This window comes from Hymenobacter glaciei, from assembly GCF_039539585.1.
Taxonomy (GTDB): domain Bacteria; phylum Bacteroidota; class Bacteroidia; order Cytophagales; family Hymenobacteraceae; genus Hymenobacter; species Hymenobacter glaciei.
Map to the genome: position 1 here is coordinate 119,750 of NZ_BAABDK010000011.1, position 13,891 is coordinate 133,640.

The following is a 13,891-nucleotide window of genomic DNA, read 5'->3' on the forward strand; positions in this document are numbered from 1 at the left end:
TGTCCCGCTACGTCCCGATAATCAACGTAAGCGAGCTTACTGGGCCAACAGCTTGAAAGTCGCCAACTGCACATCGCGCGAGTTGCCGCCCACCATTACCTGGAAGTCGCCGGGCTCGGCCGCGAATTTCAGGTCGTTGTTGTAGAATTTCAGCGCGTCGGGTGTGAGGCGGAAGGAGAGGGTTTTGCTTTCACCCTTTTTGAGCAGCACCTTCTGGAACCCCTTCAGCTCCGAAACCGGGCGCGAGATAGAGCCCACCATGTCGCGCAGGTAAAGCTGGGCTACTTCTTCGCCATCCTGGTTGCCGCTGTTTTGTACAGTCACGCTTACCGTCAGGGTTTCAGCCGGGCCAATAGTGGTTTTGCTGAGTGTGGGCTTGCTGTAGGTGAACGTGGTGTAGCTCAGGCCAAAGCCGAAAGGATAGAGTGCGTCGTTGCTCACGTCGAGGTAGCGCGACTTGAACTTGTCGAGCTTCACACCGCCGTAGGGCCGGCCGGTGTTTTTGTGGTTGTAGTACAGCGGCACCTGCCCAACTACCTGCGGGAACGTAGCCGTGATTTTACCGCTCGGGTTATAGTCGCCAAACAGCACGTCGGCAATGGCATTGCCGGCCTGCGTGCCCGAGAACCACGTTTCCAAGATGGCATCGGCGTTCTGGTTTTCCCAGCTTAAGGCCAGCGGGCGGCCATTCATCAGCACCAGCACCAAGGGCTTGCCGGTAGCCTTCAACGCCTTCAGTAGGGCCAGCTGTTGGCCGGGCAGGCCGATGTCGGCGCGGGCCGCTGCCTCACCGCTCATGCCCTGCGACTCGCCCATTACGGCCACCACTACATCGGCGGTCTGGGCTACCTGCACCGCTTCTTTTATCATCTCTTCCGAGCTGCGCTTGTCGATTTCGAGCTCGCCGCCGTGGGCCTGCAAGCGGTCAATCATCTGTTGGTCGTCGGCAATGTTGGCGCCCTTGGCGTAGCTGATTTTCAAGCTCGGCGCAGCGGCGCGCAGCCCCTGCTCCACCGATACCGCCTTGTGCCAGTCGCCAGCCCCGCTCCAGCTGCCAATCACGTCGCGCTGCCGGTTGGCCAGCGGCCCGATGAGGGCAATGCTGCCAGTCTTTTTCAGCGGCAGCGCGCTGCGTTCGTTCTTCAGCAGCACCATGCTGCGGCGGGCAATGTCGCGGGCGGCGGCAATAAACTCGGGTTTCATCAGGGTGCTGGCGGCGCGCTCGGCGCTCACCTTGCGGTAGGGGTCCGTAAATAGGCCAAGCTTGTACTTGGCTTCTAGAATGCGACGGCAGGCCGCATCGAGCTGGGCCTTGCTGACCGCTCCTGACTGGATGTTCTTAGCCGTGTATTTAAGGAACGACTCGCCCACCATGTCCTGGTCGATGCCCGCGTTCAGGGCCAGAGCCGCTACTTGCTCGGCGTTGCCCATGCCGTGTTCTATCAGCTCGGGAATAGCAGTGTAGTCCGTTGCCACAAAGCCCTGAAAACCCCACTGCTTGCGCAGCAGGTCGGTCATCAGCCATTTATTGGCGGTAGCGGGCGTGCCGTTCACGTCGTTGAACGACGACATCACCGAGCCCACGCCGACATCAACGGCGGCTTTGTAGGGTGGCAGGTACTCGTTGTACATGCGCTGGCGGCTCATGTCGGTGGTGTTGTACTCGCGGCCGGCCTCAGCGGCGCCGTACAAGGCAAAGTGCTTGAGGCAGGCCATCACGCTGGCTGGGTTGCGCAGGTCATTGTTCGGGCCCTGGTAGCCGCGCACCATGGCTTCGGCCACGCGCGAACCGAGGTAGGGGTCTTCGCCGGCACCTTCCGAAATGCGGCCCCAGCGGGCATCACGGGCAATGTCGACCATCGGCGAAAACACCCAGTTCAGGCCGTCGGCAGTTGATTCTTCGGCCGCGATGCGGGCGCTTTGCTCAATGGCTTTCAAATCCCAACTGGCCGCTAGCCCCAGCGCAATAGGGAAAACCGTGCGGTGCCCGTGAATGACATCGTAGCCAAACATGAGCGGAATGTGCAGCCGCGATTCCCGAATGGCCATTTCCTGGAGCTTGCGGATGGCAATGGGCGTGTAGGTGTTGAACACGCCGCCCACCAGCCCCTTGCGGATGTTGGCGTCCACGTCTTTGCTCACTACTGGCCCGGTCACGTCAAACCCCACCGACACGAGGTTCAGCTGGCCGATTTTTTCTGCCTGCGTCATCTTCGCCATCAGGCCGTCAACATATTGCTTCATCTTCTGGTCGCCAATGGCGGCTGGCGCGGCCTTTTTCTGGGCTTGCGCGGCGGGGGCGAGGGCCAGGGCGAGGAGGAGCGAGGCAAGTGGAATTTGTTTCATGCGGAAGAGAGGGTGTTTGAATGGGGCAAAGAAGTAGTATTCGGTGTCTCGGAGTAGCTGGTATTTACTTCTGGGCAGTAGTGAATGTTCGGTTCGGCTCGGGGCGTTGGCAGCGCTCAGCTTTGGTGCACTATCAGGACGTAAGCTATTGCGCCTCTACTTCGCCAATAGTGCCGGCGTGCGAATCGAAACACCATTTTCGTTGACGGCTTCGATGGTGAAATAATACGGCCGGTCCTTGTCCATGCCTTTGAAGGTATAGTCGTTGGCACCGTGCACCATGATGCACGAGTAGAGCTTGTCGGGTGCGAGGCCGGTGTAGATGTTGTAGGCATAAGCGCCATCCACCGGGGCCCAGCGCAGCCAGGCACTGCGCGGGTCATTCTGGGTGCGCAACACGACAAAATTCTTTACGGCCGACGGCTTGGCACCGCTGCCGAATCCGAAAATTCGCAAGCCGCTTAAGGCGAATTTACCAGTGGGCATGTGCCCGTTTTCGAGCTTAATGAAACGGGTTCTTACCGGTTTGGGCAAATCGATATAGTCGTGCGGTACATCAGTTTTGTTTCGGCTCTTGTCCACCAGCAGCTGCCAGGCCTTGCCGTCCAGCGAATGATACAGCTTGTACTGATGAAACACGCCCGTCGACTTCCCCAGGAATTCGGCGTCCTGGTCGGCATAGTTGATTTGGATGGCATGCACCGTGCTCAGGCCGCCCAAATCGGTCTGAATAAACTCGCCGGGCTTGGCTGTGGCGGCGCTCCAATAGGTTTTGATGCTTTCATCGACGGCATAATTCGGCAGGTAGCCGCCGAGCGTGCTCGACACCTGCACCGGGCGCTGGTAGTTCAGCAGCATCCAGCCGGTGAATTGGGGCTGCAGGTGGTTGGCCGGGCCAGTGGGCAGGTAGTGCGGGTAGTCGCCGAAAGCCGTGTTGGTGTAGAGCGTGCCCTCCGCATCGAAGCCGGCAGGCCACAAGCCCAGGCGGCGCTCGAAGTTATTCTTCCCATTCACAACCATTGTGGAGACGTGCCACCAATTAGCCCACGCATCCTGAAAGGTGTTGCCATGGCCCGCACCGCGCGCAAAGCCGCCGGGCTTGTAGGCAAACGGGTTGTGTGGCTGCGGCGTAAATGGGCCCAGCGGGGCATCCGCCACCTGCACGCCGTCGGCGTAGCCGCTGAATTCGGTGCCGGGCGCGCCGTATTGCAGGTAGTATTTCCCGCCGTGCTTAGTCATCCACGCGCCTTCCATAAACGGGTCGAGGAAGGTGTTGTCGAGGTGCTCGCCAAAGCGCTGCCAACCAAACTGCTTGTCATTCAGCCCAAACATGACTTTAGGCGCGCCGATGGGCTGGAAGGTTCGGCGGCTGATTTGCTGGCCGTAGAGCGGCAGGCTGTTGCTGCTGCCCCAGTAGAGGTAAAGCTTGCCGTCGGTGTCAAGGAAAAAGTCGGGGTCCCAGGCACCAACCTGAAAGTTGTGCACCGCCTCTTGCCAATCCCCCGCTTTGGGGTTGGTGCTCATCCAGATGGGGAAATTCTTGTCGTGCGTCGAGCCGTACACCAGCAGCGTATCGCCGAGCACAAACACCGCCGGAGCGCACAAATCATCATATACCTTGTGCTCGGGCCGCAGGAAATGACGAGCGATGAATTTCCAGTGGTTCAGGTCGTGGCTCCACCAGTAGCCCCACTGGTTGGTAGAAAATAAGTAGTAGTCGCCCTGGTACCGGGTGATGACTGGGTCGGCGGTGGCGCGGTGCCGGCCAGCGATGGCAAACTCGGGAATGGGCGTGTAGCCGTAGTCGAGGTTCAGCGGATTGCAGTAGGTGGGGCGCGGGGTGGTTTTCGGTTGCGCCTGGGCGGCGAAGCTAAGCAGCGAAAAGAGCCAGAAGAAACGGAAGAATCGGCGCATAGCTGGAAAATAGGCTGTCATCCTGAGCGGAGCGAAGGACCCTATCACGGTCGTTTCGTTTGAATTTACTGCAAGTCGTTACGGTGTGATAAGGTCCTTCGCTCCGCTCAGGATGACAGCCTATTTGGCGGGCTCATTTCTTCACAGCCGCACTCTCAAACCCCAATTTCCCCAGCCCCCGCTGCACGTCGGGCGAGCTCATAAACAGCTTCCACAGCAGCCCGGTCCGGTAGTTTTCAATCATACCTACAATCGGACCCTGGTCAATGGCCAGGTAAGATTTGGCCTGCCAGTTGTGCTCCTCGCTGAAACCATCGACAAAGCCGTATTCACCCCAGATTTTATCGCCCAAGTCGAAGTAGAAATGCTTGAGCGCCCGCATCGACTGCTCGGGCGTGTAAGGAAATGCCGAAAGCGCGGCAGTAGGTGATATCACGCTCAAATCTTCCTTCGGATTGTGGGCGGCGTAACCCTGGTAGCTGTCCGAAGCCGTAAGGCCCCAGCTGTTCGGTCCGTAGCCTTTGTAGCGCTTGGGATTGTTGACACAATACTGATAGTTGATGAGCGTGTGATTCTGGTTCTGCGCCCAGTAGTCGGCGTGCTGGTCCTTGAGGCCGTGGGGGTTGAGGCCCAAAAAGGAGTAGTGCGTGAAGAACAGCGGCCCGCCCAAATCCGGACCCAGCGGCAGCTTGATGCCGTGGTACTCCTTGCCGTTTTTGAACTCCGGCCCCGTGGCCCAGCCTAGGTCGTATACCGGCTTGTCGATGGCGTAGCGCGGCGACGATGCAGCCAGCACGTAGGTTATCAGGCATTCGTTCCAGCCATGAATCTGGTGGTTCATGCTCCAGCCGTTGTTGGGGCTCCAGTGCCAGTAGAGCACGTTTTGGCCGCCCTGGGTTTGCCAGTTCCACTCCACGTTGTCCCACATCCAGCCAATGTGGTTGCGCAGGTCGCGCTCCAGCGGCGTGTCGGCGGTAAAGTACTGGCGGGCGCAAATCAGGCCTTCCATCAGAAAGGAAGTTTCCACGATGTCACCGCCGTCGTCCTTCGCCCCAAACTTGATGACCTTGCCCGTCGCCCCGTTCAGCCAGTGCGGGAATACACCGTGGTAGCAGTCGGCCTTTTCCAGCCAGCGCACCATTTTGTAGAGGCGCGTGGCAGCTTGCTCGCGGGTAATCCACTTGCGGTCGGCCGCCACCACAATGGCCATGATGCCAAAGCCCGTGCCCCCTGTGGTCACCACTTCATTCCCGTAGTCGTAGGCTACGTTGCTACGCTCGCGCGCCATGCCCGACACCGGATGCCCAAAATCCCAGAAGTAGCGAAACGTCTGCCGCTGCACCAAGTCCAGCAGCTGCTCGTCGGAGAGGTTGCGCGGCCGCTTCTTTGGGTCAAAAGTGGCGGTGGAAACCGACGCTTTTTTCGGCGCGGGCTTTTGCTGAGCCTGGAGTGCACCGGGCAGCAGTAGCAGCGAGAGTAGCAGGGGTTTGGGGTGCATAAACCAGGAAAATGAAATGCCATGCTGAGCGTAGCCGAAGCATCTCGCTCGCTTCGTTGCAATGGTATTTGACTACGACTGCACGCGAGATGCTTCGGCTACGCTCAGCATGACGTTCTTTTGTTGACGCTCAATTAATCCCCTTTTTAGTACCCCGGATTCTGCGTCAGCAGCCCGCCGCTGAGGTCAATTTGCGGCTGCGGAATCGGGAACAGCTCATTCTTGCCCTTGGTAAACGTCTTGCCCTGCGCCGCGAAAATGGGCACAATGCGGCCCGGCGTCACACTTTCCTGGCGCACGAGGTCGAAGAACCGGTCATGCTCCAAGGCCAGCTCCACGCGTCGCTCCTGCCAGATGTTGGCTACCGTAGCGGGCTTGGGGCCGAGGCCCGCACGGTTGCGCACCAGGTCTAAGTCGGTCTGAGCCATTGCCGCGTTGCCCAACTGAGCGGCGGCTTCGGCATGAATGAGCAGCACCTCAGCGTAGCGCATCACCCGAATATTTTTGGGTAGGAAGTCGTTGTTGCCGCAGTTGGGCTCCTGCTTGCGGCTGTGGTAGGCCTTGTAGCTGTAGCGCGAGTTCTCAACCGAGTCCTTGCTCGGAATGCGGAAACCGTCCCAAAGCACGGTGCCGGTCGAGCGCTGCCCGGCCGGGGCCGTGGGCTGAATGAAGATGATGCTGCCAGCCCGGCGCACATCGCCGGTTTCGTAGGCGTTGGCCAGGTCCAGGGTAGGGGAGTTGAAGCCGAAGCCCAAATCGGCCCAGCCGCCTTTGCCGCCCGAGCGCGGCCCCTGGCTCACCACATACAGTTCAACCGCCGAGTTATTGCAGGCGGCGTTTACCCCGGTTTGCACCTCAAAAATCGACTCAATGCTGTTGGCCCCCGCCGTGCGCCAGATGTCGGCGTAGGGCCGGAATAGGCCGTAGCTGCCCGATTTGCCGGTTACAATCTCATTGGTCAGGTCGTAGGCCTTTTGGTAATTCTTCTGGTAGAGGTACGCTTTGGCCAGCATGCCTTGGGCAGCGGCCTTGGTGGCACGCCCCACTTGCGTGGCACTTTTCACCGGCAGGTTGTCCACCGCAAACTGCAGGTCGCTGATGATGAGCGAGTAAATGTCCGCCGCCGTGGCGCGGGTCTGAAACTGCGGGCTGTTGGCTTCCGACGGCAGCGGCACGCGGTCAAGCTTGGGCACGCCGCCAAACAGGCGCACCAGGTTGAAGTAAAAGTAGCCGCGCAGGAAATGCACCTGGCCCAGCAGGTCGTTTTTGGTGGCAGTGGGCGCCGTGCTCAGCGGCACTTTGTCGAGGGCCTGGTTGGCGCTGGCAATGGCCTGGTAATAGCCTTTCCACACGTTGTTCACGTTGCCGTTGGTCGAGCCGAGCGTGAAGTTGTCCACGTCCAAGGCATCCTTGTAGTCGTTAGGCGAGCTGCCCTTGTCCGAGTCGTCCGAGGCAATGTCCGTCAGAATCACGAACTGCAGGCCGTGCACGTCGTTGCCGAAACCGCCCTGGTACATGGAGTTATACACCCCATCCACCAGTTTCTGGGCGGTGGCGGGGTCCACGGTATCGCCGCTGAGCTGGCCCTGCGGGGGCACATCGAGGTAGTCTTTGCAGCCGCTGACGAGGGCCAGCGACGCGGCCAGGGCGGCTGTGCCAGCCCGGCGGAAGAAGGCGTTGGTAAAGGGTTTCATCGGCGTGCTTATTTGAAGTTGACGTTCAGCCCCAGCGTCAGGGTGCGGCTGGTGGGGTAAGTGTTGAGCTCAATGCCCGAATCGAGCGGCCCGCCGGCCAGCTCCGGCGTGAAGCCCGTGTAGTTGGTGCGGGTGAACAGGTTCTGGCCCGCCGCATAAATGCGTACCGACGCCAGGTGCACACGCTCCAGCGCTGCCATTGGCACCGTGTAGCCCAGCACCAGGTTAGTGAGGCGCAGATAGGAGCCCGACTCCAGGAAGTAGGTCGAGTTGGGCATGCCTTCCTTTAGGGCGCTGGGGTTGGTGTTGGAGGGTTTGGCGGCCGTGAACCGGTCGTTAGCGAAGCTGGCCTCCACATTATTGAGGTTGCTGCTCCGGGCCTGCTTCTTGGCATTGTATACCTTATTATTAAGGTTGCCCGAAAAGGTGAGCGAAAAGTCCACGTTGCGGAAGTTCAGCCCGCCATTAATGCCGAAATACACCGGCGGCTGGTACGAGCCGTAGTAGGCGCGGTCCTTCAAATCGACCTTGCCATCGCCGTTGGTGTCGGCGTACTTCAGGTCGCCGATGTTGCGGGGGAAATCAGAAGGGGTGGAGTTCTTGACGTCGTCGGCGCTCTGGTACACGCCAATGGCATCGAGCAAGAAAAAGCTGCCGGCGGCCACGCCATTGTCCGATTTCGTCACACCGTTGTAGCCGCCGACCAGCGCCTGCCCGCCGTTCAGATTGGCAATACGGTTGGTGTTGAAGGTGACGTTGGCACCCAGGTTGTAGCTCCAGTCGGCGCTGCTGCCGATGGCGGCGCGCCAGTTCAGGGCTGCTTCGATGCCGCGGTTGGTGATGTCGGCCGCGTTGGTGATGTACTGCCCGTCGGGGTCGCCGAAAAACGCCGGAATGTTCACCGGAATCAGCGCGTTGGTCGTGCGCTTATCGTAGTAAGTTACCTCGCCGGTCAGGCGGTTTTCGAGGAAGCCAAATTCCAGGGCCGCATCGTATTCGGTGGTGGTTTCCCAGTGCACGTTGCGGTCCTTAATCTGCCGGATGGCGCTGCCCAGCACCGGCTTGCCGTCGAACACATAAGGAATATTAGCGTCGGCGGTCAGAATATAAGCGTCGGCCGGAATCTGGTCGTTGCCGAGCTGGCCGTAGCTGGCGCGCAGCTTCAGGAAGCTCAGCGTTTTGTTATCACGCAAAAAGTCTTCCTGCGAAATCACCCAGCCTAAGCCCAGCGACGGGAAAAAGCCCCAGCGCTGGCTGCTGTTGAACTTCGAGGTGCCGTCGTAGCGCAGGTTGGTGGTCAGCAGGTAGCGCCCGTCGTAGGCGTAGTTCACGCGGCCCAGCAGCGAGAGGCGGCGGTCCTTGGCGGCACCGGCGTCGTTCACGGCCGTGTTGGGGTCACCCGTGTTCAGGTACCATAGGTTGGGGTCGGCGGGCACGTCCTTGCGTGAGCCCGAAAACTGATTGCGCAGGCCTTCCTCGGTCACGGTGCCGGCCAGCAGCGTCAGGTTGTGCTTCTCGTTGAAGGTGCGCTGGTAGGTGGCGGTGTTTTCCCATAGGTAGCGGTAGCCGTTCACCTGCGTCACGTTCAGAGTGCTGCGGTCGTTGCGCTGGTTGCCGCCGCTGGTCAGAAACACGTTCGTCAGGCCGGCGTTGCCATACTGGTAGTCGTACACGCGGCGGTTGTCGGCGTTCAAGTCCACGTTGATGGCCGAGCGTAGCGTTAGTCCATTCACCGGCCGCACATCGAGGCCAATATTGCCCTGCAGGCGGTTTTCGAGCGAGCGGTTGTCGTTCTGCTCAATGTCCAGCACCGGGTTGCCCACGTTGCCGAACGACGAGGTATTACCATACAAACCGTCCTGCTTGGCCATAAAAATGGGCGCCGCACGGTAGGCATTGTTATACGCCGTGCCAATGTTCACATCGCGCGTATTGGCGTGGCTGAACGAAGCCTGCGAGCTGATTGTGACCTTATCCGACAGCGCAAACGAGGTGTTCGAGCGAATGGTCAGCCGCTGAAATTTGTTTTCAATCACTGTGCCGTCGTCCTCCAGCAGGTTGCCCGAAAAGTAGTACTTCACGTTCTCCGACGCTCCCGACACGGCCAGATTATGGTTTTGGTAGGTGCCGCGCCGCAAAATGGCGTTGTAGAAATCTGTCGAGCCCGAGTAAGTCGGGAACGTGGTGTTCGGGGCCGTGTCGTTGATGTAGCTCACGTACTGCCCGGCATCGGCCATCTTCACCACGCGCGCCGCTTCGCGAAAGCCCACCGAGCCGCTGTAGCTCAGCATCGGCTTGCCCAGTTTGCCCTGCTTCGTGGTCACGATAATTACGCCGTTGGCCCCGCGCACGCCGTAAATGGCGGCTGCCGAAGCATCTTTCAGCACGTCAATCGAGGCAATGTCGGCATTGCTCAGGTTCCGAATGTCGGTAGTTTGCACGCCGTCCACCACGTACAGCGGCTCGGCGCCGCCCAGCAGCGTGCCCGTACCCCGAATGCGCACCTTAGGCTGCGAGTTGGGCGTCCCGTCGCTGATAATCTGCACGCCGGCAATCTTGCCCTGCAGGGCCTGAGTAGGCGTTTGCACGGGCTGGTTCACAATTTCAGCGGCATCCACGCGGGCCACGGCCCCGGTCAGGTCCTGCCGGCGCTGGGTGCCGTAGCCCACCACCACTACTTCGCTCAGGGCCTTGGCATCCGGCACCAGCGAGATGTTGATGGTTGTTTGCTCGCCGACGACCACTTCCTGCGCCGTATAGCCCACAAAGCTGAACACCAGCGTGCTGCCCGCCGGCACGGCCAGCGAGAACTTGCCGTCCATGTCCGTCTGGGCGCCGGTGGTGCCGCCTTTAATCACCACGTTCACGCCGGGCAGGCCCGCACCTTTCTCGTCCACTACCCGGCCGGTTACTGTTGGGTCGGCCACCGCATCGGGGGCCACCGCCACGGCTGGCTTCAGCAAAATGCCGTCGTTTATTACCCGGTAGTCAATTCGTAGAGGGGTGAGCAGCTGCGTCAGTACTTGAGCCAAGGGTTGGCCCACGGCATTTAATGTCACGCGCCGGCTGGCCCCAATAAGCTGGCGGCTGTACTGAAAGTGCACGCTGGCCTGGCTTTCAATCTTGCTCAGCACGGTAGCCATGCGCTCATCGGTAGCGCGTAGCGTAATAGGTTGCTCCAAAAGCGGTTGGTTGTCGGAGGCCAGTGCCACGCCGGGGCACCACAGCAGTAACAGCAACAGGGCCAGTTGCCACAGGCGGCCCAGCAGGGGAGGGGTGGGTAAGTGAGCTTGCATAAGGAGTTGGTGGGAATTGGAAAATAGAAGAAGCACCGCTAAGCGGCGGCCGGAAACTCCGGAATCGATTGGGGCATGTGTTTCATAGGCATGGCAGGAAGTAAGTTGGATTACTCAGCCGCACAAGGTTGGCTGTGGAAGACAATGCGGCCATCGGCCGCTTCATAGCGAGCCCCGAGAGCCTCGCAAACCAGATTCAGCTTATCAAACAACGGCTCGTTGCCCAGGCTAAGGTTTAGCGTACAGCTGCGCAGCGCCTTGGCGTCGTAGGCGATGTCAACCCCATAAGCTGCTGAAAGCGTCTCCAGCACCTCTGCCACTGGCCTGTCATTGAACACGAATGACTGCGGGGCCAGCTGCACCGGCTCAGCTACGAGTTCGCGCCATAGTTGCTGCCGCGCGGGCGAGTACACCGCTTGCTGGTTGGGGCGTACCACCACGCTGGCGGCCGATTCTGTCGTGGATGGTCCCGTGCGCCGGCTCACCCGCACCGCTCCGGTGCGCACCTGCACCTGCACATCGGGCTGCCCTGCCACTGCCCGCACCCAAAAACTGGTTCCTAATACGGTACTTACTACTTGGTCCGTAAGCACCGAAAACGGGTGTGATTCGTCGTGAAACACGTCAAAAAATGCCTCTCCTTTTAAGTAGGCAATCCGCTGGCCCGTTTCTTCCGCCCGCCGGTAACGGAGGGTAGCGCCCGGGGCTAGGGTCACAAAGCTGCCATCGGGCAAGGCAACCCGGTGTTCCAAGCCTACAGCCGGCGCAGTGTATACCAACCAGGCTGCTGGTGCGCGTGCCACAGCAGGACGCTGCAGCGTTAGCTCTTTCTCTATAGGAGTGTGGGCAAGTTGGATTCCAACTATTCCGGCTCCCAGCACAGTAGCTGCCACCGCCGCAGCCCGTACGCTTGCCGGCCACGAGGCCCAACCGGTTTGTTTTGGGCTGCGCTCGTCGCTGCGCATTGTGCGGCTCGCAATGCGTTGCCATACAGTGGCCGCCAGCGACTCCTTTTCGATAGGCGTCAGGTTAAATGACTGTTCAGTCCCTAGCTGATGGTACCAGGCCTCGATGCGACGTGCTTCCTCCGGTGTGCACCCGCCTTGTTGGTAACGTTGTAGTAGCTGACGGAATTCGGAAAAGTTGGATGCCATACTGGAAGGAGTGCTTGCCTAATAGTCAACCAACGCCCACCAGTCCCTAAACACCCTCCCAAAAAAAGAGGTCGCTTACGAACAGGGTAGCAGCATGCCAATAGACTAGACGGAATTTTATATTGAAAATCAGTTGATTATACACCTGACAAAAGCAATACCAGCAAAAAATCCTTCAGCGAAACCCGTAGCAGCTTCAACGCGCGGGTAATGTGGTATTCCACCGCCTTAGGCGTGAGCTTCAGCCGGCTGGCGATTTCGGGTACTGTTTGGTGCTCAAACCGGCTCAGTTGAAAAATTTCACGGGTATAATCGGGAAGGTGCGCTAGGCCCTCGTACAAAGCTCCCGTGAGGTCGGCAGTAGCCAACTCATTTTCGGTGCGTAAGTCGGCTTCGATGGATGTGGCCCGACAGTAGGCTACATAGTCCTCGTGCGTGTAGCGATTCTTTATTAGGTTAATCACCCGAAACTTCACGGCAGTACTCAAGTACTCAGGTAGCTTCTGAATACTGGCTGCATGTTCACGACGTAACCACAAGGCCGTGAAAATGTCCTGCACTATCTCCTCAGCAGCCTCGCGCGAGCCGGCTTTGCGGCTTGCCTGCTCCAGCAGCAGCAGCCCATAACGGCGATAGATTTCCGCAAATGCCCCTTCATTGCTTTGGGACAGAGCGGCTAGTAAGTCCACATCGTCCCAAGCCGCGAGCAGGCGTAGCAACTTAGTAGGGCGGAAAGCCAGTACTTGCACGACAGCGAGATAAGCAAAACACTGCAGCAAAAAGAATCTGTTCATGAGCGGTGAAGGGTTCTGAGTGCGTAGTCAGCTTTTATTAAAGCCTTTGCAAACTCGCATACTTAATAAGGTTCAGTAAACACTACTCTTTGCTTTATACAGGTGTTTTAAAAGCTCCAATCAGTAAGTGGCCTTATACGATTCGTGTTCCACTTGAATTGGAAACAGAATGGCTGTTTGCTATAAGTATACTGATACAATCAAATTAGCCACTTCTGCTAGGTATTCTGGTGTCGAGAGGCTACAAAATGATAAAGGAGAGAAGCTACTATAACCAATGTCTTTTGGAATGTTATGCCAAGTCCCACAGAGCAGAATTTGTCCTTGGTACCGATTACTACATTAATAGGTACTGATTGCTCCTCTCCGACGAGTCCGGCTTCCGTCCCTACACTCCCGCCCGCTACTTCGACGCCTACAAGAAATACCTCGCCTACGGCCGTAGCCCCGACCTGCCCCGGCAGTCCAGCCTGCGCATCTACAACATCGTCGGCATGTCGCACGGCTTTCTAGCCGATATCGCCTACTTCGCCGACTCCCTCCACCAATCCGAATTCTTCCTTAGTGCCGTGCTCTACGTCAACCGGGACGGCATCCTCAACGACGGCGCCTACGAATACGAGACCGTCGGCCAGCCCTTCCTCGCCCAGCTCGGCCGCCAAATCCAGCACTACGAGGCCCAGCGCCCCCGCCGCTACCGCCCCGCCCTCGCCGCCTTCTTCGCGCCCGAGCCCATCCGCTGACTTTTTCTCAAAAAAATCACGGGCGCTAAGTCCTTGATTGCGAACCGCCCGTTGCGGCAAAACCCGCGCGGCTGCGTCCCCTGCCCACAAAAGTTGGGCGCTATGCCTTGGAAGCCGAGAAAATCCCCCTACTTTTGCAGTCCCAAATCGCCAACCGGGTGACGGGTTCTGCCGCAGCAAGTGCTCCACAGAAAATTGAAAAGGGAAGGAACTCCAGGCTCGCCGTACTTGTATCGCCTGCTGTGCTCGCCTCGCAACGTCCACGAAAAATTAATTTTTCCGGAGTGTTGCGAAAGCCGAAAAAAGGCCCTTACCTTTGCACCCCGCTTCGATAGGAGGCCGGAAGCGAGTTGAAAAGCGAAACGAGAGAAAATAAAAATTCTTACTTTTCACTTGCGAGTTCAAAACTTCTGCTTACCTTTGCACTCCCAATCCCAAGAACGGGATTTGAA

The 13,891-nt window shown here is 58.9% G+C and carries 8 protein-coding genes; 1 reads left to right on the forward strand and 7 read right to left on the reverse strand.

The genetic code is table 11. From position 1 onward, the window contains the following. Positions 1-36 precede the first annotated feature (36 nt). From bglX to ABD837_RS07260, 7 genes are all read right to left on the reverse strand, one after another. Entirely contained in the window at positions 37-2,346 is a 2,310-nt protein-coding gene (bglX, locus tag ABD837_RS07230; RefSeq protein ID WP_345052205.1) for a beta-glucosidase BglX, read from the reverse strand. Positions 2,347-2,502: 156 nt separating this feature from the next. After that, a complete protein-coding gene (locus tag ABD837_RS07235) occupies positions 2,503-4,260 on the reverse strand; it encodes a family 43 glycosylhydrolase (RefSeq protein WP_345052208.1) in 1,758 nt (585 codons plus the stop codon). Positions 4,261-4,393: 133 nt separating this feature from the next. Next, complete coding sequence (locus ABD837_RS07240; RefSeq protein ID WP_345052211.1) at positions 4,394-5,758, reverse strand: glucoamylase family protein; 1,365 nt, start codon at positions 5,756-5,758, stop codon at positions 4,394-4,396. Between the two features lie 146 nt (positions 5,759-5,904). Beyond that, complete coding sequence (locus ABD837_RS07245) at positions 5,905-7,452, reverse strand: RagB/SusD family nutrient uptake outer membrane protein (protein ID WP_345052214.1); 1,548 nt, start codon at positions 7,450-7,452, stop codon at positions 5,905-5,907. An 8-nt stretch (positions 7,453-7,460) separates the two neighbouring features. Continuing rightward, a complete protein-coding gene (locus tag ABD837_RS07250) occupies positions 7,461-10,748 on the reverse strand; it encodes a SusC/RagA family TonB-linked outer membrane protein (RefSeq protein WP_345052217.1) in 3,288 nt (1,095 codons plus the stop codon). Between the two features lie 110 nt (positions 10,749-10,858). Beyond that, the gene (locus ABD837_RS07255; protein WP_345052220.1) at positions 10,859-11,500 is read right to left on the reverse strand and encodes a FecR family protein; all 642 of its coding nucleotides are present in this window, start codon (positions 11,498-11,500) and stop codon (positions 10,859-10,861) included. A 539-nt stretch (positions 11,501-12,039) separates the two neighbouring features. Then, on the reverse strand, positions 12,040-12,651 hold the full coding sequence (locus ABD837_RS07260) for an RNA polymerase sigma-70 factor (RefSeq protein ID WP_345052223.1): 612 nt from the start codon (positions 12,649-12,651) through the stop codon (positions 12,040-12,042). A 401-nt stretch (positions 12,652-13,052) separates the two neighbouring features. Between ABD837_RS07260 and ABD837_RS07265 the strand changes: the two genes are divergently transcribed. Next, a complete protein-coding gene (locus tag ABD837_RS07265) occupies positions 13,053-13,439 on the forward strand; it encodes a hypothetical protein (protein WP_345052226.1) in 387 nt (128 codons plus the stop codon). Positions 13,440-13,891: the final 452 nt, after the last annotated feature.